General features: G+C 64.4%; 21 protein-coding genes and 1 pseudogene. 12 read left to right on the top strand and 10 right to left on the bottom strand.

The window, feature by feature from the left end:
- Positions 1 to 109 precede the first annotated feature (109 nt).
- Complete coding sequence (locus NLY33_RS10645; RefSeq protein ID WP_023683102.1) at positions 110 to 553, top strand: SRPBCC family protein; 444 nt, start codon at positions 110 to 112, stop codon at positions 551 to 553.
- A 70-nt stretch (positions 554 to 623) separates the two neighbouring features.
- On the opposite strand, the gene NLY33_RS10640 is transcribed toward NLY33_RS10645, so the two are convergent.
- From NLY33_RS10640 to NLY33_RS10630, 3 genes are all read right to left on the bottom strand, one after another.
- On the bottom strand, positions 624 to 1,589 hold the full coding sequence (locus NLY33_RS10640) for a hypothetical protein (protein WP_023707579.1): 966 nt from the start codon (positions 1,587 to 1,589) through the stop codon (positions 624 to 626).
- Between the two features lie 128 nt (positions 1,590 to 1,717).
- The gene (locus tag NLY33_RS10635; protein ID WP_023707578.1) at positions 1,718 to 3,220 is read right to left on the bottom strand and encodes a helicase HerA domain-containing protein; all 1,503 of its coding nucleotides are present in this window, start codon (positions 3,218 to 3,220) and stop codon (positions 1,718 to 1,720) included.
- Positions 3,221 to 3,356: 136 nt separating this feature from the next.
- Positions 3,357 to 3,998 carry a glutathione S-transferase family protein gene (locus tag NLY33_RS10630; RefSeq protein ID WP_023707577.1) on the bottom strand — a complete coding sequence of 214 codons (642 nt, stop codon included), beginning with the start codon at positions 3,996 to 3,998 and terminating at the stop codon, positions 3,357 to 3,359.
- Between the two features lie 146 nt (positions 3,999 to 4,144).
- Here NLY33_RS10630 and NLY33_RS10625 point away from each other — a divergent pair, with 146 nt between their 5' ends.
- A complete protein-coding gene (locus NLY33_RS10625; RefSeq protein WP_023669703.1) occupies positions 4,145 to 4,375 on the top strand; it encodes a hypothetical protein in 231 nt (76 codons plus the stop codon).
- A gap of 131 nt (positions 4,376 to 4,506) precedes the next feature.
- Here NLY33_RS10625 and NLY33_RS10620 read toward each other — a convergent pair whose 3' ends face one another.
- On the bottom strand, positions 4,507 to 4,992 hold the full coding sequence (locus NLY33_RS10620; protein WP_023669704.1) for a hypothetical protein: 486 nt from the start codon (positions 4,990 to 4,992) through the stop codon (positions 4,507 to 4,509).
- A gap of 175 nt (positions 4,993 to 5,167) precedes the next feature.
- On the opposite strand from NLY33_RS10620, the gene NLY33_RS10615 reads away from it, so the two are divergent.
- Both NLY33_RS10615 and NLY33_RS10610 read left to right on the top strand, forming a co-directional pair.
- Entirely contained in the window at positions 5,168 to 5,533 is a 366-nt protein-coding gene (locus tag NLY33_RS10615) for a RidA family protein (RefSeq protein WP_023707576.1), read from the top strand.
- A gap of 103 nt (positions 5,534 to 5,636) precedes the next feature.
- Positions 5,637 to 6,863: an amidohydrolase/deacetylase family metallohydrolase gene (locus NLY33_RS10610; RefSeq protein ID WP_023707575.1), complete on the top strand. Its 1,227-nt coding sequence runs from the start codon at positions 5,637 to 5,639 to the stop codon at positions 6,861 to 6,863.
- 155 nt (positions 6,864 to 7,018) lie between these two features.
- Here the strand turns inward: NLY33_RS10610 and NLY33_RS10605 are convergent, their stop codons facing one another.
- Entirely contained in the window at positions 7,019 to 8,809 is a 1,791-nt protein-coding gene (locus tag NLY33_RS10605) for a flavin-containing monooxygenase (RefSeq protein WP_023704186.1), read from the bottom strand.
- Positions 8,810 to 9,211: 402 nt separating this feature from the next.
- Here NLY33_RS10605 and NLY33_RS10600 point away from each other — a divergent pair, with 402 nt between their 5' ends.
- The 6 genes from NLY33_RS10600 (at position 9,212) to NLY33_RS10575 (ending at position 17,417) form a co-directional block, all read left to right on the top strand.
- On the top strand, positions 9,212 to 9,301 hold the full coding sequence (locus NLY33_RS10600) for a K(+)-transporting ATPase subunit F (protein ID WP_023669708.1): 90 nt from the start codon (positions 9,212 to 9,214) through the stop codon (positions 9,299 to 9,301).
- Between the two features lie 18 nt (positions 9,302 to 9,319).
- Positions 9,320 to 11,023 (top strand): potassium-transporting ATPase subunit KdpA, encoded by a 1,704-nt coding sequence (gene kdpA / locus NLY33_RS10595; protein WP_023699137.1) that lies wholly within the window; start codon positions 9,320 to 9,322, stop codon positions 11,021 to 11,023.
- 232 nt (positions 11,024 to 11,255) lie between these two features.
- Positions 11,256 to 13,349 (top strand): potassium-transporting ATPase subunit KdpB, encoded by a 2,094-nt coding sequence (gene kdpB / locus NLY33_RS10590; protein WP_023704187.1) that lies wholly within the window; start codon positions 11,256 to 11,258, stop codon positions 13,347 to 13,349.
- A gap of 12 nt (positions 13,350 to 13,361) precedes the next feature.
- Positions 13,362 to 13,928: a potassium-transporting ATPase subunit KdpC gene (kdpC, locus tag NLY33_RS10585; protein WP_023704188.1), complete on the top strand. Its 567-nt coding sequence runs from the start codon at positions 13,362 to 13,364 to the stop codon at positions 13,926 to 13,928.
- A 67-nt stretch (positions 13,929 to 13,995) separates the two neighbouring features.
- Positions 13,996 to 16,728: a DUF4118 domain-containing protein gene (locus NLY33_RS10580; protein ID WP_286439732.1), complete on the top strand. Its 2,733-nt coding sequence runs from the start codon at positions 13,996 to 13,998 to the stop codon at positions 16,726 to 16,728.
- Positions 16,725 to 17,417, top strand: coding sequence for a response regulator transcription factor (locus tag NLY33_RS10575; protein ID WP_023704189.1), 693 nt, complete (start codon positions 16,725 to 16,727; stop codon positions 17,415 to 17,417). The genes NLY33_RS10580 and NLY33_RS10575 overlap by 4 nt, the downstream gene beginning before the upstream one ends.
- Before the next feature lie 15 nt (positions 17,418 to 17,432).
- Here the strand turns inward: NLY33_RS10575 and NLY33_RS10570 are convergent, their stop codons facing one another.
- Entirely contained in the window at positions 17,433 to 18,023 is a 591-nt protein-coding gene (locus NLY33_RS10570) for an invasion associated locus B family protein (RefSeq protein WP_023669715.1), read from the bottom strand.
- Between the two features lie 218 nt (positions 18,024 to 18,241).
- On the opposite strand from NLY33_RS10570, the gene NLY33_RS10565 reads away from it, so the two are divergent.
- Together NLY33_RS10565 and NLY33_RS10560 are read left to right on the top strand one after the other, a co-directional pair.
- Positions 18,242 to 18,544 carry a hypothetical protein gene (locus NLY33_RS10565; protein ID WP_023704190.1) on the top strand — a complete coding sequence of 101 codons (303 nt, stop codon included), beginning with the start codon at positions 18,242 to 18,244 and terminating at the stop codon, positions 18,542 to 18,544.
- A 120-nt stretch (positions 18,545 to 18,664) separates the two neighbouring features.
- On the top strand, positions 18,665 to 19,141 hold the full coding sequence (locus NLY33_RS10560) for an NUDIX hydrolase (RefSeq protein ID WP_023669717.1): 477 nt from the start codon (positions 18,665 to 18,667) through the stop codon (positions 19,139 to 19,141).
- Between the two features lie 6 nt (positions 19,142 to 19,147).
- Here NLY33_RS10560 and NLY33_RS10555 read toward each other — a convergent pair whose 3' ends face one another.
- From NLY33_RS10555 to NLY33_RS10540, 4 genes and pseudogenes are all read right to left on the bottom strand, one after another.
- Complete coding sequence (locus tag NLY33_RS10555; protein ID WP_031196006.1) at positions 19,148 to 20,014, bottom strand: citryl-CoA lyase; 867 nt, start codon at positions 20,012 to 20,014, stop codon at positions 19,148 to 19,150.
- Positions 20,011 to 21,188 (bottom strand): annotated as a pseudogene (locus NLY33_RS10550) (CaiB/BaiF CoA transferase family protein). Before NLY33_RS10550 ends, NLY33_RS10555 begins: the two are co-directional and overlap by 4 nt.
- A 15-nt stretch (positions 21,189 to 21,203) precedes the next feature.
- Positions 21,204 to 22,727 carry a tripartite tricarboxylate transporter permease gene (locus NLY33_RS10545; RefSeq protein ID WP_023686551.1) on the bottom strand — a complete coding sequence of 508 codons (1,524 nt, stop codon included), beginning with the start codon at positions 22,725 to 22,727 and terminating at the stop codon, positions 21,204 to 21,206.
- Positions 22,728 to 22,731: 4 nt separating this feature from the next.
- Positions 22,732 to 23,268, bottom strand: a complete 537-nt coding sequence (locus NLY33_RS10540; protein ID WP_023683087.1) for a tripartite tricarboxylate transporter TctB family protein — start codon at positions 23,266 to 23,268, stop codon at positions 22,732 to 22,734.
- Positions 23,269 to 23,344: the final 76 nt, after the last annotated feature.

The raw sequence follows: 23,344 nt of genomic DNA, 5'->3' as shown, positions 1-23,344 counted from the left end.
ATGGCCGCGGGCAAAGGGCTCAAGAAAATTTGACAGGCTATGTCGGACCGGGTGAGGTTCACCCGTCCTTGGGGCATCGAACAACGAAACCACAAAGGATACCGAAGAGATGCCAAGCACCGTACGTTTGCACCGCGTTCTGACGACCAGCCCGGAGAAGGTCTACCGCGCATTCACAGAAGCCGACGCGCTGGCGAAATGGCTTCCGCCGAACGGCTTCACTTGCACGGTACACAGCTTCGACGCGAAAGTCGGTGGCGCCTTCAAGATGTCGTTCCGAAACTTCACGACGGGCGGCAGCCATTCCTTCGGCGGCGAATATCTCGAACTCGTTCCCGGCGAGCGCCTGCGCTACACCGACAGGTTCGACGACCCCAATTTGCCCGGCCAGATCGAAGTGACCGTGCTCCTGAAGAAAGTGTCGGTCGGCACGGAACTCGACATCACGCAGGCCGGCATTCCGGACGTTATTCCGGCTGAAGCCTGCTATCTCGGCTGGCAGGAGTCGCTGCGCAATCTGGCAAAGCTCGTCGAACCCGAGATCAATCAGTAGAGCCCATCGGATCGGCGGCGCCGCCCAGCCAGTCCGCGCCGCCGACAATGCCGAGCCGAGGACTCATCCCTCACGGCCCGGTGCAGATCGGCAACGGTTGCGGCGGCGGTGGCGGGTTGTCCTTGGCGTATTGCGCGATGATCGGCTCAAGGCTCTTTCGCGGCCAGAATTTCGGCTTGCCGATCTCCTTCAGGCAGGACGCATTCCAATAGGCGCCCGATTTACCAACGGCGGTGATGTCGCGCGATTCCGGGTAGATATAGAGCGTCGTCGGATTGCCCTTCACCATCGAAATGATCTGGTCGGCGTCGGACGGCGACCAGCTGGTGCAGCCATTGCTGCGGCCGCCAGCATAATCCACCAGCTTGCCGTATGGCACGAAGCCGTCATGGTCGGCATAGGAGCTGTTCGGGTTTTTGCGCAGGCACATGCCGCGCAACAGCCGCGCCGCGTGGCCACCGATCACCCGCTGCCTGGCGTTCGCCGTCTCTCCCTCACCGTCGAACTGGATGAAGGTGCGCAGCAGCGCCTGGTCCTTTTTTGCGCCGATGCGGTAAAAACCCTTGAATGAGGTCTTTGCCTCGCCGGTCATATAGGCGCCGCCGGTCGTCAAGGACGAGTCCAGGGCATTGCCGAAGTTTTTCGCGCAGCGTTTGCCGTTGGAGAAATCGACCACGCCCTTCAGATTGCGGCCGCCGCCATGGCCCGACGAGATCGCCCTGAACGACTGCTTGGCCTCGCAAATGACGTAGTAGCGCCGCCCTAGCACGCCATTGCCGAGATCGCCGGGGCGCGTCGCATCCATGGCGAAATAGCAGCCATTGTGGACCGGGCCTTGCGCGACCTTTTTCAGGTAAAGCGCGCGCGCCCGCTCCAGCACCACTTGCGAAATCTCGCCGTCGTCATTGCCGACATGGGCCTGCAGCCAAGCCGGTATATCGGAGGACGCGGCAAAAGACCGGGCAGACATCGTCAAGGCGATGCCGGCGATGGCGAGGAGGCCAAAGACAAAGACAGCCAGAGATTTCAACCGCACCGGACAACCCTCCCGCCCGAACCGTTCTGCGATTCTCGGAAACCCATCATAAATCGTCGCGCGCCGATCGGCGAAACACATCTTGTTCAGAACCGCGCAAGCAAGTCAGGTAGCTGCCTGTTCGCCTTTCAGAGCGCCAGGCTGCCCTGTTCCGCCTCCGCGGCATTGGGGTCGCCCGGCGCCGTCGCCCAGGCGAGCTCGACCAGCGTCACCGTGCGGCGGCCGGTGCCGTCGAGCTGGCAGACGATGAGGCCCTGCTCCTCGATATAGGTGAGCAGCCGCCGGGCGCGGCGCAGCGAATGCGAGCCGTAGGCGCGCGCGATCGCCGCGTCGCTCGGGCACGGCCAGCCCTCCTTGGCGGCGCGGGCGATCATCATGAACACGCCCTGCATGTCCTCGGGCAGCAGCGAGGCGCGCACGGAAACGTCCTGCCAGGCGTCATCGCCTGCCATGTCGGCGCCGAGCCCGGCGCGGGCACGCGTCAGCATGCGACGGAATTCTGAGAGGTCCGGCACCACCGAAGCGAGGCCTTCGATGCGGCAGCGGACGACGAACTCCTGATAAAGCACGCCGATGACGCGGAAACCCGCATCGGGCTGCGCCAGGATGGCGCGCAGGACACGGTCCACCCGCTCTCGCCGGTCGGCGATATCCTCGGCGCTTACCGCCGGTTCCGCAGGTTCCGGGCGGATCTCCATCGCCGCAGACTTCGCCGCCATCAGCTGGTCGAGCAAATCGGGCGACGCCATCCGGCGCGGCGCGCGCATCGTCTCGGGCGGCGGCGCTGCCAGGATGATGGCCCGTGCGTCCTCGAGCGCTGTTTCCGGCATTGCCATCAGCCGCGGCGTACCGTTGCGCGGGCTGGTCTCGGTCTGGCCGATGCGCACGCCGAGCGGGCGGCGCGACAGCGCTGGGCCCAACGCCATGAAGTGCCCGCGCTCCAGGTCTCGAAACGCCTCGGCCTGACGCCGTTCCATGCCCAGAAGGTCGGCGGCGCGCGCCATGTCGATATCGAGGAAGGTACGGCCCATGAGGAAATTGGACGCCTCCGCCGCGACATTCTTGGCGAGCTTTGCCAGCCGCTGCGTGGCGATGATGCCGGCAAGGCCGCGCTTGCGGCCGCGGCACATCAAATTGGTCATGGCGCCGAGCGAGAGCTTTCGCGCCTCGTCGGACACTTCGCCGGCCACGGCCGGCGCGAACAGCTGCGCTTCGTCGACCACCACCAGCATCGGATACCAATGCTCGCGGGCAACCTCGAACAACCCGCCGAGAAAGGCAGCGGCGCGCCGCATCTGGTTCTCGGCATCGAGCCCTTCGAGATTGAGCACGGTGGAGACGCGGTGGATGCGCGCCCGCTCGCCGGCTGCTTGCAGGCCACGCTCCGTATGCTCCTCGGCATCGATGACCAGATGGCCGTAATGGTCGCCCAGCGAGACGAAATCGCCTTCCGGGTCGATGATGGTCTGCTGCACCCAGGGCGCGCTCTGCTCCAGGAGCCGGCGCAAAAGGTGCGATTTGCCGGAGCCGGAATTGCCTTGCACCAGAAGCCGGGTCGCCAGCAGCTCCTCAAGGTCGAGCGCCACCGACGCACCCGCCGTCGTCTGTCCCATCTCGATGGCTACGGTCATGTCACGACTCTCCTTGCGGACAGGGCTTATCAACCCGGCCGCGAGCCGTCGAGCGCGCCATGGCAACTCGCCCGCTGTTCCACACCTATGCTGCCAAAGCGCCACACATCAGCCCATCTGCCCAAAGGGAAGCACATCAAGCGGAGTTGACCGGCGGCAGAAGCGGCGCGTCCAGCCCGTCGAAGGGATCGCGCCAGGCATCGATGGCTTCGAGCCGGCGATACCAACCCAGAACAGAGGGATAGTCCGCCAGCGGCAGGCCGGCTGGATCGTTGAACGGCAAAAACGTCGCCATGCGGAAATCGGCATAGGAGAGCGACTTGCCCACAAGCCATGGCCGCTTGGCGAGCTCCGCCTCGAGAATCGCTGCCGCGATGCGGAACTCCGCCAGCCCCTCCTCGACCTTGGTCTGGTCGACGGGCCCAATCCCGTAGCGCTGCTTGGTTCCGCGCTCGAAATGCACGGTGTCGCAGGCCCGCACGAAATTTTCCTTGCCCCAGCTCAGCCAGCGGATCATGTCGGGTTGGTCGCCGCCGCCGCGCCAGAAATCCGAACCCGCTTCGCGCGACAGAAGGCAGGCTATGGCGTCGGCTTCCCACAGGCTGCCGCCCGTCCATGCCAATATCGGCAGGGTAAGATTGGGATTGAGCTGACGAAACCGCTCAGCCTGCCGGGGCGCCATGGGTGCCGCGAACTCACACTCGACCTTGGCCTGCAGATGACGTGCCGTTGCTACCGCAAGGCGCGGATTGGGATTGCGGCTGAAGTACAGTTTCATATCCGGTCCTGGACGCTGTGGGCTCGACCCTATCAAACACGCAAACGTGCCCTCCCGGCAATCTGGTCGGACCACGATTCCGCTGGCACACGCCGTCGTTCGGCGTATTATTTCCTTCGGGAGAGGGTTCTTGGCAGGAGGAAGCCATGAACGTAGTGCCGAGCGTACCTGTCATCGACGTGACAACCCAGAACCTTGTTTCCTCTGCGCTTTCCAGATTCCGCGCCGGCGATACCGTCTCGACTAGAGCGGCGCTCGACGCCATCCGCCGCATGGATCCAACCTGTGTCGACAGCGACGACGATCTCGTCGAACTCGTCGTCATGGCGGCAATTGGTAAGACCATGGCGGTCGTGTTCGACCACCGCTCCCGCTAGCCCTGTGGGACGAACCTGTCCCGTTCAACTCGCTTGAGCTCGAGTGGGTTCGGTTGGCGAGCTTTTACAGCTGCAGCCCGGAAGCGGACGTCTTCGTGCGCGAAGCCGGCAATAGCATAAGCGGGTAAACCTCAGATCCCCAAGGGATGTGGCATGTAGCCGACGAAGCCGCCGATCTTCCAGTGGCCCGCCACCTTCCTGCAAAAATACAGCGTCTGCCATTTCAGCTTGTCGACGCTGCCATCGGCCTTGGCCACCGAGCCGTTGAACTTCTTGTGCAGCACGGCGCGGTCGCCATCGACATCGATGTCGCGCATGTTGGTGACGCGAAACAGCGCCTCGCGCAGCGGCTCGGCGAATCTGGCCGCCGCCGTCTCCTTGGCCTGGCGCAGCCATTCGTCGCGATAGACGGCAAGGCTCGGGAATTGCAGACGCCAGGCGTCGGCATCGCTGAGGAAATGCGCATGCATGCCGAAGAAGCTGTCGGCGAGGAAATCATCCTCGACCATCGACCAGTCCTGACCGATAAAGGCGTCGATGTCGCGCCGCACCAACATTTCCCAGAGCGCGTGGCGATCGGCATCGCCCTCTGGAAACGGGTTCTTGTCGAAGGTCATTGAAATCTCCTGTCGGGAAAATGCGACGCGCAAGATGCTGGCGAGCCTGCGATAAAGCAACACGCGTTTGGAAAAATGCTGCTTTCCAAAAAGCCCCCTATGAGGATCACCGGGACAGGCGTAGAGCGGTCGTCGAAAACGGGGCGCGGCCCGCCATTCTGAACAGGAGTTTCCTTTGCCTAAAGAGTGTTTTGGAACATCCCACGTGCCGCTGTCGCCGGCCGTGCGCGCCGGGGATTTCGTCTACATCTCAGGCCAGGTGCCGGTCGACAGCGACCGCATCGTGGTCAAGGGCGGCATCACCGAGCAGACCGAGCAGGTGCTGCAGAATGTGAAGGCGGCACTCGCGCTGGCCGGTTGCACCATGGACGATGTCGTCAAGACCACGGTCTGGCTCGAGGACGCGCGCGACTTCGGCGCCTTCAATGCCGTCTACGCCAAGCACTTCCCGAAGAATCCGCCGGCCCGCACCACGGTCGAATCGCGGCTGATGATCGATATCAAAATCGAGGTCGAAGCCGTCGCCTACCGGCCGGTTTGACCAGTCGGGGCATGATCTCGAAAAGTGGAAACCGGTTTTCTCGGACAAACGGAAACCGTTTTGTCCAGAGATCATGCCCCAAAACGAAGAGAGGCAGGCGCCGATGCAGTTCGATCTCCTGATCAAGGGCGGCCGCCTGATCGATCCGGCCTCGGGCCTGGACGCGCCGCGCGATGTCGCCGTTGCGGGCGGACGCATCGTGGCCATCGAGGCGGCGATCGATGCCGAGCACGCCACCAAGATAGTCGATGCTCGTGATTGCATCGTCACACCCGGCCTCATCGACCTGCACAGCCATGTCTACTGGGGCGGCACCTCGCTTGGCGTCGACGCCGACCGGCTGGCGGCCAAGAGCGGCACCACCACCTTCATCGATGCCGGCAGCGCCGGCGCCGGCAATTTTCTGGGCTTTCGCCGCCATGTCATCGAGCGCTCGAAGGTGCGCATCCTGGCCTATGTCAACATCTCCTTTGCCGGCATATTCGGCTTCTCGCAAAGCGTCTCTGTCGGCGAATGCAGCGATCTCAGGCTCTGCGAGCCACGCGAGACGGTGGCTGCGGTGCGCGAGCACGCCGATGTCGTCGTCGGCGTAAAAGTGCGCTCCGGCAAGCATGCCGGCGGCGCCAGCGGCATCGCGCCGGTCGATCTCGCGCTGGAAGCCGCCGACCAGGCCGGCCTGCCGCTGATGGCGCATATAGACGAGCCGCCGCCCGGCCGCTCCGAAGTGCTGCCGCGGCTGCGCAAGGGTGACATCCTCACGCACTGTTTTCGCCCGTTCCCCAACGCGCCGGTCTTCGCCTCCGGCGCGGTGCGGCCGGACATGCGGCTGGCCCGCGAACGCGGCGTCATCTTCGACATCGGCCACGGCATGGGATCGTTCGACTTCGCCGTGGCGAAAGCGATGCTGGCCGAGGGCCTCGCGCCCGACGTCATCTCCAGCGACGTGCATCTCTATTGCGTCGACGGTCCGGCCTTCGACATACTGGTCTGCATGTCGAAGCTAATGGCGCTGGGCATGCCGCTGGTCGAGGTGCTGCGCGCCGCCACGCAAAGGCCAGCCGAGGCGATCGCCAGGCCGGAGCTTGGGACGTTGAAAGTTGGCGGTGTCGGCGATGTCGCGGTGCTGAGACTGCGCCCCGGGCGCTTTACCTTCGTCGATGCGGTCGGTGCGGCGCTGATCGCGGATCAGCGGCTGGTCTCAGAAGGCATTGTTATCGGCGGTGTCTGGTGGCCGAACGAAGCGCCCGACCACAACGAGACCGAGCGCTTCGCGCCGCATGCGGCACATACGCATGTCGAGGTCGCGGCACGGCATTTCGGGCGTGGATAATCTCCCTCCTTGAGGGGGAGATGGCCGGCAGGCCAGAGGGGGTCGGTTCGACCGGACGCGACCTTCCTTGCCGAGAATGAAGGTCAGCGCTCCACGCGTGGCGACCCCCTCTGTCGCCTTCGGCGACATCTCCCCCTCGAGGGGGGAGGAGATCGCTAGCGCCCTGCGTTACTCACCGCCCCAAACACCGGCGTCGCAATCCCTTCCATCCGCGCCTTGATCTGCAGCGCCACATATTTCGAGTAAAACCGCGACAGCGCCAGATTGCCGCCGTGGAACCACAGCGCGTCCTGCGCCGTCGGCTTCCACATGTTGCGCAGCTCGCCTTGCCAAGGACCGGGATCGCCCTTGACGCCGGAGCCGAGGCCCCAGCATGGCCCGACCTTGTCGGCGACCTCGCGCGAGACGATGGCCGCCACGGTCTCGTTCATCGACTGGTAGCCGGTACAGGCGACGATCGCATCGACGGCCAGCTCGCTGCGGTCGTCGAACAGGATGCCGGTCGGCGTCAATGAACTGATGCCGACGCCGCTCTTCACTTTGATCTCGCCATTGATGATCAGTTCGCAGGCGCCGACATCGATGTAGTAGCCGGAGCCGGTGCGGTAGGCCTTCATCAACAGCCCGGTCTCGTCCTCCCCGAAATCGATGGCGAAGCCGGCGGCGCGTAGCTGGTCGTAGAAGTCTGCGTCGCGTGCCTTGATCACCTCGTAAAGATCCCGCTGGCCCTTGGGTACAAGCGCGAACGGCGTGGACGCGACGATCAGGTCGGCCTTGTCGGTGCTGATGCCGCGCGCCAAAGCCTTTTCCGAGAAGATCTCGAAGCCGACTTCCATCAGAGTGTCGGATTTCACCACTGTCGTCGGCGACCGCTGGATCATGGTGACGTCTGCGCCGCTCTCCCAGAGGTCGACGCTGACATCGTGCCCCGAGCTTGCCGCGCCGATGACAGCGACACGTCTGCCGCGGAATTTCTCGCCGCTTGCATACTGGCTGGAATGCAGGAGTTCGCCCTTGAAGGTCTCGGCGCCGGGCAGCGCGATCTGGCGTGGCGGGCCATAGGCGCCGGTGGCAAAGACAATGTGCTTCGGCTTCAGCGTGATCTGCCGGCCGACGCGGTCGACCACCACAGTCCACACCTTCTCGGCCTCGTCATAGCTGGCGCTGAGGCATTTGGTGGCGACCCAGTAGTTGAGCTCCATCACCCTGGTGTACATCTCCAGCCAGTCGCCCATCTTGTCCTTGGGCGTGAACACCGGCCAGTTCTCCGGGAACGGAATGTAGGGCAGATGGTCGTACCAGACCGGATCGTGGAGCACGAGCGAGCGATAACGGTTGCGCCAGGAATCGCCGGGGCGCGCATTTTTCTCGATGATGATGGTGGGCACACCGAGCTGCCTCAGCCGCGCGCCGAGCATGATGCCGCCCTGCCCGCCGCCGATCACCAGGCAATAGGGCTGCTCGGTGGCGCCGAGGTCGCGCGTCTCGCGCGCCCGCGCCTCCGCCCAGGTTTCGCGCTTCGGATCGGCCTTGTGACGGATACCAAGCGGCCGCGCCGGTCCCTTTTGTTCCTCGAACCCCTTGAGCTCACGCACCGCCGTGAACAAGGTCCGGCAGCGGCCGTCCGTAAGGCGCACAATCCCTTCGCCCCGCGCGACCGCCGTTTCGAACGTGAACCAGGCCTCGACGGTGCCCTCATCCGAGGTCGCCTCGCCGGACAGCGTCCAGTGTGAGGGCTTCGTTTCCGCCAGCGTCGCTTGCAGCATGTCGCGGATCTCATCGCGGCCTTCCATCGTGGTGATGTTCCAGGTGAAAGCCAGCAGATCGCGCCAGTAGCAATCCTCGACGAACAGGTTGGCGGCCGCCTCGGCGTCATCAGCTTCCAGCGCCCGTGCAAGCGCGCAAAGCCATGTCGCCGCCTGTTTCGATGGTGCCATGTCGAGCATCTGTTTTTCCCTCGTTTTGCGTTCCCATTGTTTCGAAAGACGGAGCCGCCGCAAGAGGGGTCGCGATATCATGGCGTCGGTTTCTAGCGGCCCGGAACGGAGCCATCTCCCGGAAATCTTTATAGGAATTTTATATCTTTCCTCCCGGCCCCGTCTCGAACCTTTATGGCGATCGGGTCCATATTCCATCTCGAGCAAAACGCTGCGGACGCCGTGACCCCAGAGTTACGGCGGGCCGTTCTCATGGAATTTCTGGCTCGCCAGTCGCTGGCGCCAAATACAAGCAGAAGCAAGGACCAACACAAATGGACATCGTCGTCATCGGGATCGAGGCTTTGTTCTTCGGTCTTTCCCTCGCCTACATCAAAGCTTGCGACGCTCTTTAAGCGGAAGGATCGCACCATGCTTGTCGATTACATCCTCGGTGGCGGCGTGACCTTGTTCCTGCTCGTCTACCTGACATACGCCCTCGTTCGCCCAGAACGCTTCTGAAGCAAGGCACGGAAACCCATGACACTCAACGGATGGATACAGATCCTGGTTTATTGCGGGATCGTCGTTTTGCTGGTGAAGCCGCTCGGCGGCTACATGTACCGCGTCTTCAATGGCGATCGCACCTTTCTCTCGCCCATACTCGGGCCCGTTGAGCGCGGCCTCTACCGCATTTCGGGAACCAGCGAGCGCGAGGAGCAGCACTGGACGACCTACGCGGCAGGAATCATCTTCTTCAGCCTTGCCAGCTTCCTGGTGCTGTACTTTCTGCAACGCCTGCAGGGCGTCCTGCCTTACAATCCGGCCGGGATGGCATCGGTCGAACCCAATCTCGCCTTCAACACTGCCGTCAGCTTCGTCACCAACACCAACTGGCAGAATTACGGCGGCGAAAGCACGTTGTCCTACCTCGTGCAGATGGCGGGCCTGACTGTTCAGAACTTCATGTCCGCCGCCGTCGGCATTGCCATTGCGGTGGCGCTGATCCGCGGCTTCGCCCGCGCCTCGGCCAAATCGATCGGCAATTTCTGGGTCGATATGACCCGCTGCACGCTCTACATCCTGCTGCCGCTCAGCATCGTGCTCACCCTTGTCTATGTCTGGCTCGGCATGCCGCAGACGCTCGGGCCTTATGTCGACGCCACCACGCTGGAGGGCGCCAAGCAGACGCTCGCCCTTGGGCCGGTCGCCTCGCAGGTCGCCATCAAGATGCTCGGCACCAATGGCGGCGGCTTCTTCAACGCCAATGCCGCGCATCCTTTCGAAAACCCCGACGCCATCTCCAACATGATCCAGATGGTGACGATCTTCGCGCTGGGTGCTGCACTCACCAACGTCTTCGGCCGCATGGTCGGCAACCAGCGCCAGGGCTGGGCGATCCTGGCCACGATGGGTGTGCTGTTCATCGCTGGCGTCGTTATCTGCTACTGGGCGGAAGCCGCGGGCAATCCGCTGGTCCATGCGTTGGGCGTCGACGGCGCCAACATGGAAGGCAAGGAGAGCCGCTTCGGCATTGCCGCTTCGGCACTATTCGCCGTCATCACCACGGCTGCGAGCTGCGGTGCGGTGAACGCCATGCATGACTCGTTCACAGCACTTGGCGGCCTGGTCCCGATGCTCAACATGCAGCTCGGCGAAGTCATCGTCGGCGGCGTCGGCGCCGGCTTCTACGGCATCGTCATGTTCATCGTCATCACCGTGTTCGTCGCCGGCCTGATGGTTGGCCGCACGCCCGAATATCTCGGCAAGAAGATCGAGGCCAAGGAGGTCAAGATGGCAATGCTCGCCATCCTCGCTCTGCCGTTGGTCATGCTGGTCTTCACGGCAATAGCGGTCGTGCTGCCAAGCGCCGTCGCCTCGATGGCCAATGGCGGTCCGCATGGCTTCTCCGAGGTTCTTTATGCCTACACTTCGGCGGCGGCCAACAACGGCTCGGCCTTTGGCGGCCTTTCCGGCAACACGCCCTGGTACAACATCACGCTCGGCATCTCCATGTGGGTGGGTCGCTTCTTCGTCATCATTCCAGCGCTTGCCATTGCCGGCTCGCTAGCGACGAAGAAGACGGTTCCGGCTTCCGCCGGCACCTTCCCGACCGACGGCCCGCTGTTCGTCGGCCTGCTCGTCGGCGTCATCCTGATCGTCGTCGGCCTGACCTTCTTCCCGGCACTGGCGATCGGACCGATCGTCGAGCACCTGGCTGCCATCAACGGCCAGACATTCTGAGGCTTGTCATGTCCTGGTTCTACCCAAAACGCATGAAGGCCCGGCCGCGAGCCGGCCCACGAGCCGGCAATGAGGGGGAGGAAACGCCCCCTCCCTTCCCCAGCGTATCTACCTTCCTCGGCCTCGCGGCAGTCATGATCGTGATCTGGCTGCTGGCCTATGGTCCGCCGCCCCTCTTTTCGGCATCCGATCGGTCGGTGCCGGCCAACAGTTCAGATACTGGAGCCACCAAATGAGCCAGTCCAAATCCGCGAGCATCATGGATGCCCGCATCCTGTGGCCGGCCATCGGCGGCGCCTTCAGGAAACTCGACCCCCGCACGCTGGTCAGGAACCCGGTGATGTTCGTCGTCGCCATCGTCTCGCTTCTTACCACGGTCCTGTTCGTCAAGGATCTCGCCACCGGCGGCGGCGATTTCGGCTTTACGCTGCAGATCATCATCTGGCTGTGGTTCACCGTGCTGTTCGCCAACTTCGCCGAGGCCGTCGCCGAAGGCCGCGGCAAGGCGCAGGCCGATTCGCTGCGCAAGGCGCGCACCGAAACCCAGGCCAAGCTGCTTGCCGGCGAAGACCGCTCCAGGTTCAAGCTGGTGCCCGGCACCAGCCTGAAGGTTGGCGACATCGTGCTGGTCGAAGCCGGCGACATCATCCCGTCCGACGGTGAAGTGATCGAAGGCGTGGCCTCGGTCAACGAGGCGGCAATCACCGGCGAGTCCGCACCCGTCATTCGCGAATCCGGCGGCGACCGTTCGGCGGTCACCGGCGGCACGCAGGTTCTGTCCGACTGGATTCGCGTGCGCATATCAGCCGCCTCCGGCCACACCTTCCTCGACCGCATGATCTCGCTGGTCGAGGGTGCCTCGCGCCAGAAGACGCCCAACGAGATCGCGCTCAACATCCTGCTCGTCGGCATGACGCTGATCTTCGTGCTGGCCACCGCCACGATCCCGAGCTTTGCCTCCTATTCCGGCGGCTATATCCCGGTGACGGTGCTGGTCGCGCTGTTCGTCACCTTGATCCCGACCACCATCGGCGCCCTGCTGTCGGCCATCGGCATTGCCGGGATGGACCGCCTGGTGCGCTTCAACGTGCTGGCCATGTCCGGCCGTGCCGTCGAAGCGGCGGGCGACGTCGATACGCTTTTGCTCGACAAGACCGGCACCATCACGCTCGGCAACCGCCAGGCCACCGAATTCCGCCCGGTCAAGGGCGTCACCGAACAGGAACTGGCCGATGCCGCGCAGCTCGCCTCGCTCGCCGACGAGACGCCTGAGGGACGCTCGATCGTCGTGCTGGCCAAGGAGAAATACGCCATCCGCGCCCGTGACATGGCAACCTTGCATGCCAGCTTCGTGCCCTTCACCGCGCAGACCCGGATGAGCGGCGTCGACATCGATGGCTCGTCGGTGCGCAAGGGCGCCGTCGATTCGGTTCTCGCCTATGTCAGCCAGTCGACATCGGCCACTCACGGCGCGCGCCCCGGCAGCGACACCGTCAAGGATCTCCAGGCGATCGCCGACGAGATCGCCAAGTCGGGCGGCACGCCGCTGGCCGTCGAGCGTGACGGCCGCCTGCTCGGCGTCGTCCACCTCAAGGACATCGTCAAGGGTGGTATCCGCGAGCGCTTTGCCGAACTGCGCAAAATGGGCATCCGCACCGTGATGATCACCGGCGACAATCCGATGACTGCGGCGGCGATCGCAGCCGAAGCCGGCGTCGACGATTTCCTCGCCCAGGCCACGCCCGAGGACAAGCTGAAGCTGATCCGCGACGAACAGGCCAAGGGCAAGCTGGTCGCCATGTGCGGTGACGGCACCAACGACGCGCCGGCCTTGGCGCAGGCCGATGTCGGCGTCGCCATGAACACCGGCACGGTTGCCGCCCGCGAGGCCGGCAACATGATCGACCTCGATAGTGACCCGACCAAGCTGATCGAGATCGTCGAGATCGGCAAGGCGCTGCTGATGACGCGCGGCTCGCTGACGACCTTCTCGATCGCCAACGACGTCGCCAAATACTTCGCCATCATCCCGGCCATGTTTGCCGTCTTCTACGTTGCGCCGGGACATACAATCGGCCCCCTGCAAGCGCTCAACATCATGCATCTGGCGACGCCGCAGAGCGCCATCCTGTCGGCCATCATCTTCAACGCGCTGATCATCATCGCTCTGATCCCGCTGTCGCTTAAAGGCGTCAAATACCGCGCCATCGGCGCCGGCGCGCTGCTCAGCCGCAACCTGCTGGTCTACGGCCTCGGCGGCATCATCGTTCCCTTCGCCGGCATCAAGGCGATCGACATGATCGTCACCGGCCTCGGCCTCGCTTAAGGAAATACGTCCATGCTCACTCAGATAAGACCCGCTGTTATCATGATCGTCTTTTTCACCGTTTTGACCGGCCTGATCTATCCCCTGGGCATGACCGGCATCGCCCAGGCGCTGTTTCCGCACCAGGCCAATGGCAGCTTGATCGAGAAAAACGGCACGGTCATCGGCTCCGAACTGATCGGCGAGGGCTTTGCCGACGACAAGTATTTCCATGGCCGCCCCTCGGCTGCCGGCGACGGATACAACGCCGCAGCGTCCAGCGGCTCCAATCTCGGTCCAACCAACCCCAAGCTGATCGACCGCATCAAGGGCGATGTTGCAAAGCTGAAGGCGGAGAACCCGAACCAGCCGGTGCCGATGGATCTGGTGACGACGTCCGGCAGCGGCCTCGACCCCGCCATCAGCCCGGACGCCGCCTATTTCCAGGTCGCTCGGGTGGCCAAGGCCAGGGGCTTCGACGAAGCCAAGGTCAAGGCGCTTGTCGACAGCCATGTCGAAGGCCGCGAACTCGGCTTCCTCGGCGAGCCGGTCGTCAATGTGCTGGCGCTCAACCTGGCACTGGACGATACCAAGCAGTGAGAGACAATCTCTGAAGCCAGGGGCCGGGGATCGACACGATCCTCGGCGCCGTTCATGATCGAGCCTGATGCCGGACGCCAGAAGCAACGATACCAGACCCTCTCCGGACGCGCTGCTCGAGCATGCGGAACGGGAAGAGCGCGGCCGTCTGCGGATATTTCTCGGCGCGGCCCCCGGCGTCGGCAAGACCTATGAAATGCTGATGGCCGGCCGCGCCAGGTTGGCCGACGGCGTCGACGTAGTGATCGGCGTCGTCGAGACCCACGGCCGCAAGGAAACACTGGCGCTGGTCGACGGCTACGAGGTCATCCCGCGCCAGAAGGTCGACTACAAGGACCGCGTGCTGAATGAGATGGACATCGACGCCATCCTCGCCCGCCGGCCGGCGCTGGTGCTCGTCGACGAACTCGCCCACACCAACGCACCCGGCAGCCGCCACCCCAAGCGCTATCTCGACGTCCAGGAAATCCTTGCGCGCGGCATCGACGTTTACACCACGCTCAATATCCAGCATGTCGAGAGCCTGAATGACGTCGTGGCACAGATCACCCGCGTCAGGGTGCGCGAAACGGTCCCGGACTCCATCATCGACCAGGCCGACGACATCGAGATCATCGACCTCACGCCCGACGACCTGATCAAGCGGCTGAAGGAGGGCAAGGTCTATTTCCCCAACACTGCCCAGCGCGCAGTCGAAAACTATTTCTCGCCGGGCAATCTGACCGCGCTTCGGGAATTGGCGCTGCGCCGCACCGCCCAGCGCGTCGACGAGCAGTTGCTCAACCACATGCAGTCGCACGCCATTCCCGGCCCCTGGGCGGCGGGCGAAAGGGTGCTCGTCTGCGTCGATGCGCGTCCGGGCGGAGCGTCTCGTGTCCGCTATGCGCGCCGGCTGGCCGACCGGCTGCGCGCACCGTGGACGGCGCTGCATGTCGACACGCCGCGTTCGGCCGGCATGTCGGAGGAAGACAAGGACCAGCTGGCCACGCTCTTGCGCCTGGCCGAGCAGCTCGGCGCCGAGGTGACGACCATTCCGGGCCAGAACGTCGCCCAGGACATCGTCCGCCACGCCACAGTGAACAATTTCACCCATATCGTCGTCGGCAGGCCGACCCGCTCGCGCTGGCGCGAACTGATCGAGGGCTCGCTCACCTACGATCTGATCCGCAATGCCGGCGATATCAGCGTCCATGTCATTTCAGGAACGGAGCGCGACAACGAGGCCACGTCGAGGGTCAAGGCGGCGGCCGAGCAGACGCCATTTCAAATCTGGCCTTATCTTTTCTCGACCGTCTATGTCGCCGGCGCGCTTGCCGTCAGTGCCGTTCTCGATCAGTTCCTCGACGTTCGCAACCTTGCCAGCGTGCTTCTGCTGGCGGTGCTGACATCGGCAGTGACCTTTGGCCTGTGGCCGGCGCTGTACGCCTGTTTCCTCAGCGCCATTGCCTTCAACTTCTTCTTTCTCGAGCCGCGCTACACGATGACGATCCGCGATCCGGAGAGCATCGTTGCCTTCGCCGTCTTCCTCGTCGTTGCCGTCATCGCCAGCAATCTGACGGCGCGTGTGCAGCGTCAGGCAGCCGCCGCCCGTTCACGCGCCCGGGCCACCGAGGACATCTACCTCTTTTCAAAGAAACTCGCCGGCGCCGGCACGCTCGACGACGTTTTGTGGGCCACCGCGTTCCAGATCGCCTCGATGCTGAAGCTGCGCGTAGTGCTGCTGTTGCCGGAAGAAGGCACGATCACCGTCAAGGCCGGTTATCCCCCCGACGACACGCTGGCCGAGGCCGACATCGCGGCTGCACGCTGGGCCTGGGAACACAACCGGGCTGCCGGCCGTGGCGCCGATACCCTGCCCGGGGCAAAACGGCTCTACCTGCCCTTGCGGACCGGCCGTACCGCCATCGGCGTCGTTGGCCTCGACAATGACAAGCAGGGGCCGCTCTTGACGCCCGAGCAACAGCGCCTGCTCGACGCGCTGGCCGATCAGGCGGCGGTTGCCATCGAGCGCATCCAGCTGGTCGCCGATGTCGATCGCGCCAGGCTGGCGGCCGAGGCCGACCGCTTGCGCTCGGCACTGCTGACGTCGATCTCGCATGATCTGAAGACGCCGCTGGCGGCCATCATGGGCGCGGCCGGCACGCTCAGGGAATTTGCGCCGGCACTGCCCGAGAACGATCGGGCCGAGCTGCTGACCACCGTGCTCGACGAGTCCGAACGGCTGAACCGCTTCATCGCCAATCTGCTCGACATGACCAAGATTGAATCCGGCGCCATGGAGCCGAATTTTGCTCTCCACTATGTCGGCGATGTCGTCGGCTCGGCCTTGCAACGGGCGCGCAAGATCACTGCCGGGCACAAGACCGAGGTTGATGTTCCGGCCGACCTGCCGATGCTGAAGCTTGATCCCGTGCTGTTCGAACAGATGCTGTTCAATCTGCTCGACAATGCCGCGAAATACGCGCCACAGGGATCGACAATCCGGCTGCAGGGCTGGGCCGACAATGGCTCCGTCGCGCTGCAGATCATGGATGAGGGACCGGGCATTCCGCCCGCCGACCTGGAGCGCGTCTTCGACAGCTTCTACCGGGTGCGCAAGCGCGATCAGGTCCAGGCCGGCACCGGGCTCGGCCTGTCGATCTGCCGGGGCTTCATCGAGGCGATGGGCGGCACGATCATGGCGGCGAACCGCAGCGATCGCCCGGGCGCAGTCTTCACAATCCGCATGCCGAGGTTGGTACAATCGTCCGATACGGACGTATCAGGTGTGGACGAGCAAGCATCTGGTGATCCGGCATGACAAATTCCAACGTCAGCATACTGGTCGTCGATGACGAGCCGCCGATCCGCAAACTGCTGCGCGTCGGCCTCGGCAGCCAGGGTTATGCGGTCAGCGAAGCGCCCAACGCCAACGCTGCGATCGAACTCGTCGACGCGCAAAAGCCGGATCTGATCCTGCTCGATCTCGGCCTGCCCGGCATGGGCGGCCTCGACCTCCTGCGCAAATGGCGCGGCGACGGCCTCGACGTGCCCGTGGTCATCCTGTCCAGCCGCACCGACGAAGCCGGCATCGTCGCGGCGCTCGAACTCGGCGCTGACGACTACATCACCAAGCCGTTCGGCATGAACGAGCTGGTCGCCCGCATCCGCGTCGCGCTGCGCCACAAATTCCAGCAGCAGGGCGAAAAGCCGGTGTTCCACACCGGCGATCTCAGCGTCGACCTGGTCAAGCGCATCGTCAAGGTCGAAGGCAAGGAGATAAAGCTCTCCCCCAAGGAGTACGACATATTGCGCATTATGGTGCAGCATGCCGGCAAGGTGCTGACCCACCATTTCATTCTGAAGCAGGTGTGGGGCGATTCGACCGACGTGCAGTATCTGAGGGTCTATGTCCGCCAGCTCCGGCAGAAGATCGAAAAGTCGCCCGACCAGCCGCGCTACATCACCACCGAAACCGGGGTGGGGTACCGGCTGCGCGAGGTTGAGTGACCGGACGTTTTCCGCTCAGTCCGCCGAGAGTTCCGCGGTCCGTGCCAGTGCGCCGCCGAAGCCGTTGAGCGGGATAGTGAAACTCACCGCTTGACCGGTGTCGGCCGCGAAGGCGTCGATCTTCAGCGTGGTGGCTGCCTTGAGCAGCGGCGTGACGCTGGCATCGAACGCCACCGGCACCAGGCAGCCGACGGCCTGGCAGGTGTTGAACGGCAAGCTGCCTTCCAGCTTCTGGTCGTCGATGGTCAGGCTGACTCCTTTGGCGAGCGCCAGGCCGAACGGCAGCGCCAGCGTTCCGGCGGCATCCTCGCCGCTCTTGCTCGACAGCTCGATCGCCAGCAGGCGCTGGTTGGACTGCTTGTTGAACTGCTGATGCGACAGGCTGCAAACCTTGGCCGTGCCGGTTACCTGGCAATTGACCGTCCAGTCGCCATGTGTCTCGGACAGCGCCGAGGCGCCGCCAGGCAATGTCGGGCCGGCAGCAGGGGCGGGCGCTGCGGCGGCAGGCGCCGCCTTGTCGGTCTTGGTTTGCGCCGCGACTGCCACCGGGCCAAGAATACAGATGCTGCCCAGTAGCGCCGCGAAATATACTTGCCTGCTTTTCATCAATATGCTCCCGATTGTGCCTCGAGTCAGCAGCGATTGAGCCCGAGATCCGCGCCCGATAGAGCGGTCAATCGATCTTTTCTGTCAAGTGCGGCCAGGCCGCTTCCTCAGGGATTTCGCCAACCCGTGGCAGATCGGCCCATGGCAGACCCGCCCATGGCAGATCGAGACGAACGCCCTATATAGAGAGGAGGTTATATCTGTACGGGAACGAACTGATGTCGACGCTTCGCCTATCGACAGTTCTGATGTCGGCAATGCTGGCGGTGGCAACGCTCGCCGGAATCATGCAATCTGCTGCGGCTCAGTCCGTCAATCCCAGCGCCAACCGGCTGATCCAGCAGAACCAGCTGCAGCAATTGCGCAACAGCCTGCAGCGGCAGCAGTTCCAGCAACAGCAGCAGCAATATCGCGAGCAGGACCGTCGGATCGTGCCGCAGCCGCGCCCCGAAGTGCCCGTCGTCCGGCAAGCTTGTCCGATTCAGATCGTCAACAACCAGATTGTGCGTGTTTGCCGTTGATATCGGTCGCTTGCGATTTACTTAGTCGACTTATTTACTAAAAATGCTCATTGCCTCGCGGGCATATCAGGGTTTGCAGGCGGCGTGCGGCGGTGCGCCCGCCGACCGGATTTTCAGCACATGGCGACGACGAAGAAAAAGGCGGTACGCAAGGCAAGGCGAGGCGAACGCATTCGCCAGGTCGCCGCCATTCCCTTTCGTCTGGACGTTTCAGGCAATTTCGAAGTGATGCTGGTGACGTCGCGAGCGACGAAGCGGTTCATCGTGCCCAAGGGCTGGCCGATGAAAGGAAAGAGCGGGCGCAAGGCCGCCACCATCGAGGCGCGCGAAGAAGCCGGCGTGCTCGGCAAGACCCGCAAGGCGCCTGCCGGCAGCTATTCCTACTGGAAACGGCTGGAGCACAATTTTGTGCGCGTCGACGTCGTCGTCTATCTGTTGGAGGTGTCCGAGGAACTGGCCAACTGGCAGGAGGCCAAGAGCCGCCAGCGGGCATGGCTCAAGCCGCAGGACGCGGCGTTGCTCATCGATGAGCCGGATCTCTCGACGCTGATGGCCAACCTGGCGCCGCCTCAGCCGGCAGTGCCGGACCCGGCCTGACCAACCTCACTTGCCCTCGTCCCCTTCAGCGGGACCCTCATCCCCCTCAGCGGGAAATGGCCGCAGCGGCGTGCCCGTATAGGCCCACAGCCATTCGCGCGGCAGCGGCCCTTTGTTGCGCTCGCTTTGCTGCGACTGTTCCCATGCATGCGCCAGGATGCCGACCGAGCGCGAGAGCACGAACAGGCCGCGCGTCAACGGCGGCGGAAAGCCGAGCTCGCCATAGATGACGGCGGTGGCGCCGTCGATGTTGAGCGGTATTTTCTTCCCCTTGCGCCGTGCCACCTCTGATTCGACGGCCTCGGCGATGTCGGCAAAGCGTCCGCTGACGACGCCGCGCGCGGCAAACTCGCGCGTCACTGCGATCAGGCGCGGCGCGCGCGGATCGACCGGGTGGAAGCGATGGCCAAATCCCGGCACATAGCCTTTCTCCTCGGCGAAGAAACGGTCGAGCCGTGCGGCTACGGCTTGGTCCAGCGCAACACCCTGGTCAAGTGCCACGGCAATGTCGCCATAGAAGGACAGCGCCTGTTCGCCGGCGCCGCCATGCACGTCACCCAGCACGTTGACGGCGGACGCCATGGCGCTGTTGATGCCGACGCCGCAGGTGATGGCCATGCGGGCAATGGCGATCGACGGCGCCTGCGGCCCGTGGTCGACGGCCGCCCCCAGCGCAATGCCGAGCAGCGCCGCCTGCTCCTCGCTCGGCAATTCGCCGCGCAGCATCAGCCAGATCGTGGCCGGAAAGCTGACGCGGCCGATCAGCTCCTGGATTTCATAGCCGCGCAGCCGGATAATGCCGGGGCTCATCTCGATGATGCCGGTCTGCCACCATTCCTCGCCGCGTTCGCGGCCGGTTTTTCTCTCGCTCACGCGCTTCTCCTGGCGCGCGGCGGCAGGGTGGAAAAAACCTCGTCCATATGCTCGCCCAGCACAGGCGGCGGCAGGACCGGCAAGGGTGCCGCGCCATCGACCATGAAGCCGCCGCGCACCACGGTCAGCGGCTGCGCCATGCCGGGCAGACCCTGGAAACGCGTGGTCATGTCGCGCTCGACCACCTGGCGCTCGCCAAGCACTTGGGGATCGTCAGCACCCGGCCCGCCGGCACGCCGGCGCGGTTGAATTTTTCCTCCCAGGCTGCGGCCGAGGCGCTCGCCAAGGCCGTCTCGATCAGCACCTTCAGCACAGCGCGGTTCTGCTTGCGCGTCTCGCGCTCGGCAAAGCGCGGATCGTCGGCCAGTTCCGGCTGGCCGATCAGCCGGCAAAGCGTGACGAACTGCTCCTGCTTGTTGGCGGCGATGTTGAGCAGGCCGTCGCCGGTGCGAAACGCGCCGGAGGGCGCAGCCGTCATGTTCTCATTGCCCATCGGCTGCGGCTCGACGCCGGCGGTCAGATAGTTGGACACCGGCCAGCCCAGCGCCGACAGCGTGCATTCGAGCATCGAGACATCGAGAAACGCGCCCTCGCCCGAGGTCTTCTGCTTGACCAGCGCCGCGGCGATGGCGAAGGCCCCGACCAGCCCGCCCAGCGTGTCGGCGACGGGATAGCCGACCCGCAAGGGTGCGGTCTCCGGCGTGCCGGTGATGCTCATGATGCCGGACAGCCCCTGGATGATCTGGTCGTAGGCCGGATTGTCGCGCATCGGCCCGGTCTGGCCGAACCCCGATATGGCGCAATAGACGAGACCCGGACGAACCGCTTTCAGCGCCTCATAGCCAAGCCCCAGCCGCCCCATCACGCCCGGTCGAAAGTTCTCGACCAGCGCATCGGCGGAGGCGACGAGATCGAGGAAGCGTTCGCGGTCGGCTTCGCTTTTGAGATCCAGCACCACCGATCGCTTGCCGGCATTCTGCGCCAGGAACGACGCGCCCATCCCCGCCTCGTTGAGCGCCGGCGAGGCGCCGAGCTGGCGCGCCAGATCGCCGCCTTGCGGCGTCTCGACCTTGATGACATCGGCGCCGAGCAGCGCCAGCTGGTAGGCACAATAAGGGCCCGCCAGCACATTGGTCAGGTCGAGAATGCGGATGCCGGCAAGCAGATCGGTCATGATGCTCCAGGTCGCTCAGGCATCGCCCGGCACATGCTCGGGTCCGCGCCGGCGCCGATGCTCGATGAAGGCCCAGATATGCGGACCGGCGAGCCCGATGAAGGCAAGGATCAGCAGCACCAGCGACAGCTTGTGGGTGTAGAACACCGACCAGTCGCCGTTCGAGATCGTCATCGCCCGGCGGAACTGCGTTTCGGCAAGCGGCCCCAGGATCATGCCGATGATGACCGGCGCGGTCGGGAAATCGAAGCGCCGCATCAGGAAGCCGGCGGCCCCCAGGAGATAGAGGATGACGAGGTCGATCGGCGATTGCGAGATGCCGTAGGTGCCGACGGTGGCGAACACCAGGATGCCGGCATAGAGCTGCGGCGCCGGGATTTTCAACAGCCGTACCCACAGCCCGATCAGCGGCAGGTTGAGAACGACCAGGATGACGTTGGCGATGAACAGGCTGGCGATCAGGCCCCAGACCAGATCGGCCTGCGTCGTCAACAGCAGCGGTCCCGGATTGATGCCGTAGCTCTGGAAGGCCGACAGCATGATTGCGGCGGTCGCCGAGGTCGGCAGGCCAAGGGTGAGCATCGGCACCAGCACGCCGGCGGCAGACGCATTGTTGGCGGCTTCCGGTCCGGCAACGCCCTCGATGGCGCCGACCGTGCCGAACTCCTCCTTGTGCTTCGACAGCTTCTTTTCGATGGCGTAGGACAGGAAGGTCGGGATCTCGGCGCCTCCGGCAGGCATGGCGCCGATCGGGAAGCCGATGAAAGCGCCGCGCAGCCATGGCTTCCACGAGCGCCCCCATTCGGCCGCGGTCATGTAGAGCGAGCCCTTGAGCGGCACGATCTCGTCCTTGCCGGCATAGCGGCGCGAGGCCATGTAGAGCGTCTCGCCGACGGCAAACAGGCCGACCGCGGCAATGATGACATCGACGCCATCGAGCAGTTCGTTCATGCCGAAGGTGAAGCGCGGCTGTCCCGTCTGCAGGTCGACGCCGATCATGCCGATGACGAAACCGATGAACAGGCTGGTGAGGCCGCGCACGGAGGACGAGCCGAGCACCGCCGACACCGTGATGAAGGCAAGCACCATCAGCGAGAAATATTCGGCCGGCCCGAAGGCGAGCGCGAACTTCACCACCACCGGGGCCAGGAAGGCGACGCCCATCGTGCCGATGGTGCCGGCGACGAAGGAGCCGATCGCCGAGGTCGCCAGTGCCGCGCCGCCGCGACCCGAGCGGGCCATCCTGTTGCCTTCCAGCGCGGTGACGATGGTGGCGCTTTCGCCCGGCGTGTTGAGCAGGATCGAGGTCGTCGAGCCGCCATACATGGCGCCGTAATAGATGCCAGCAAACAGGATGAAGGACGCCTCCGGCGCCACCTGGTAGGTGATCGGCAGCAGCAGCGCGATGGTCAGCGCCGGCCCGAGGCCGGGCAGCACGCCGATGGCCGTGCCGAGCGTGGTGCCGACCAGGCACCACAGCAGGTTCATCGGCGAGAAAGCGACGGAAAATCCGTGGGCGAGATGGCCGAGCGTCTCCATGGCGTCAGCCCCTCGCAGTGGCGATGATCGCGTCGATCACCGTGTTCAGCTGGTTTTCGATGAAGCCGGCGCCAATGTTGACGCCGAGCGCCCTGGCAAAGCCGAAATAGGCGGCAAGCGCCAGGATCAGGCCGGTCAGCGCATCGCGCAGCGTGTGCTTGCTGCCGAAGCCATAACAGACGAGCACGAACATGATGACCGAGGCGGCGGTGAAGCCGAGCGGCTGGATCAGCACCAGATTGGCGACCAGGCCGGCAACGACGATGCCCATGGCCTTCCAGTCGGTCGGCGTTTCCTTTTCCTCCTGCGGCTGCCAGCCGCCGCGCAGCGCGGCGACGATGAGCAGCAGCGAAAGCACGATCATGCCTGTCATGGTGATGTAGGGGAAGACGGTCGGCCCGACCTTGGAATAGAGCGGCGAAACCGGGATCGCCAGGGTCTGCCACGCCACGGCCGCGGCACAGGCGAGAAGCCCGATGCCGATCAACAATTCGGGCATGGCAAGGCGCGGGGGCGCCGGCTGCTGGTCGCTGGTGCTCATCGATGTCCTCCCGAGATGGCCGGCATCCTCCCGCCGGCCGCATCCGCAGTTTCACTCCCAGCGCATGATATGTCCA

Origin of the sequence: Mesorhizobium sp. C432A, assembly GCF_030323145.1 — a bacterium.
Classification (GTDB): Bacteria; Pseudomonadota; Alphaproteobacteria; order Rhizobiales; family Rhizobiaceae; genus Mesorhizobium.
This window is presented reverse-complemented; position numbering and strand designations above follow the sequence as displayed.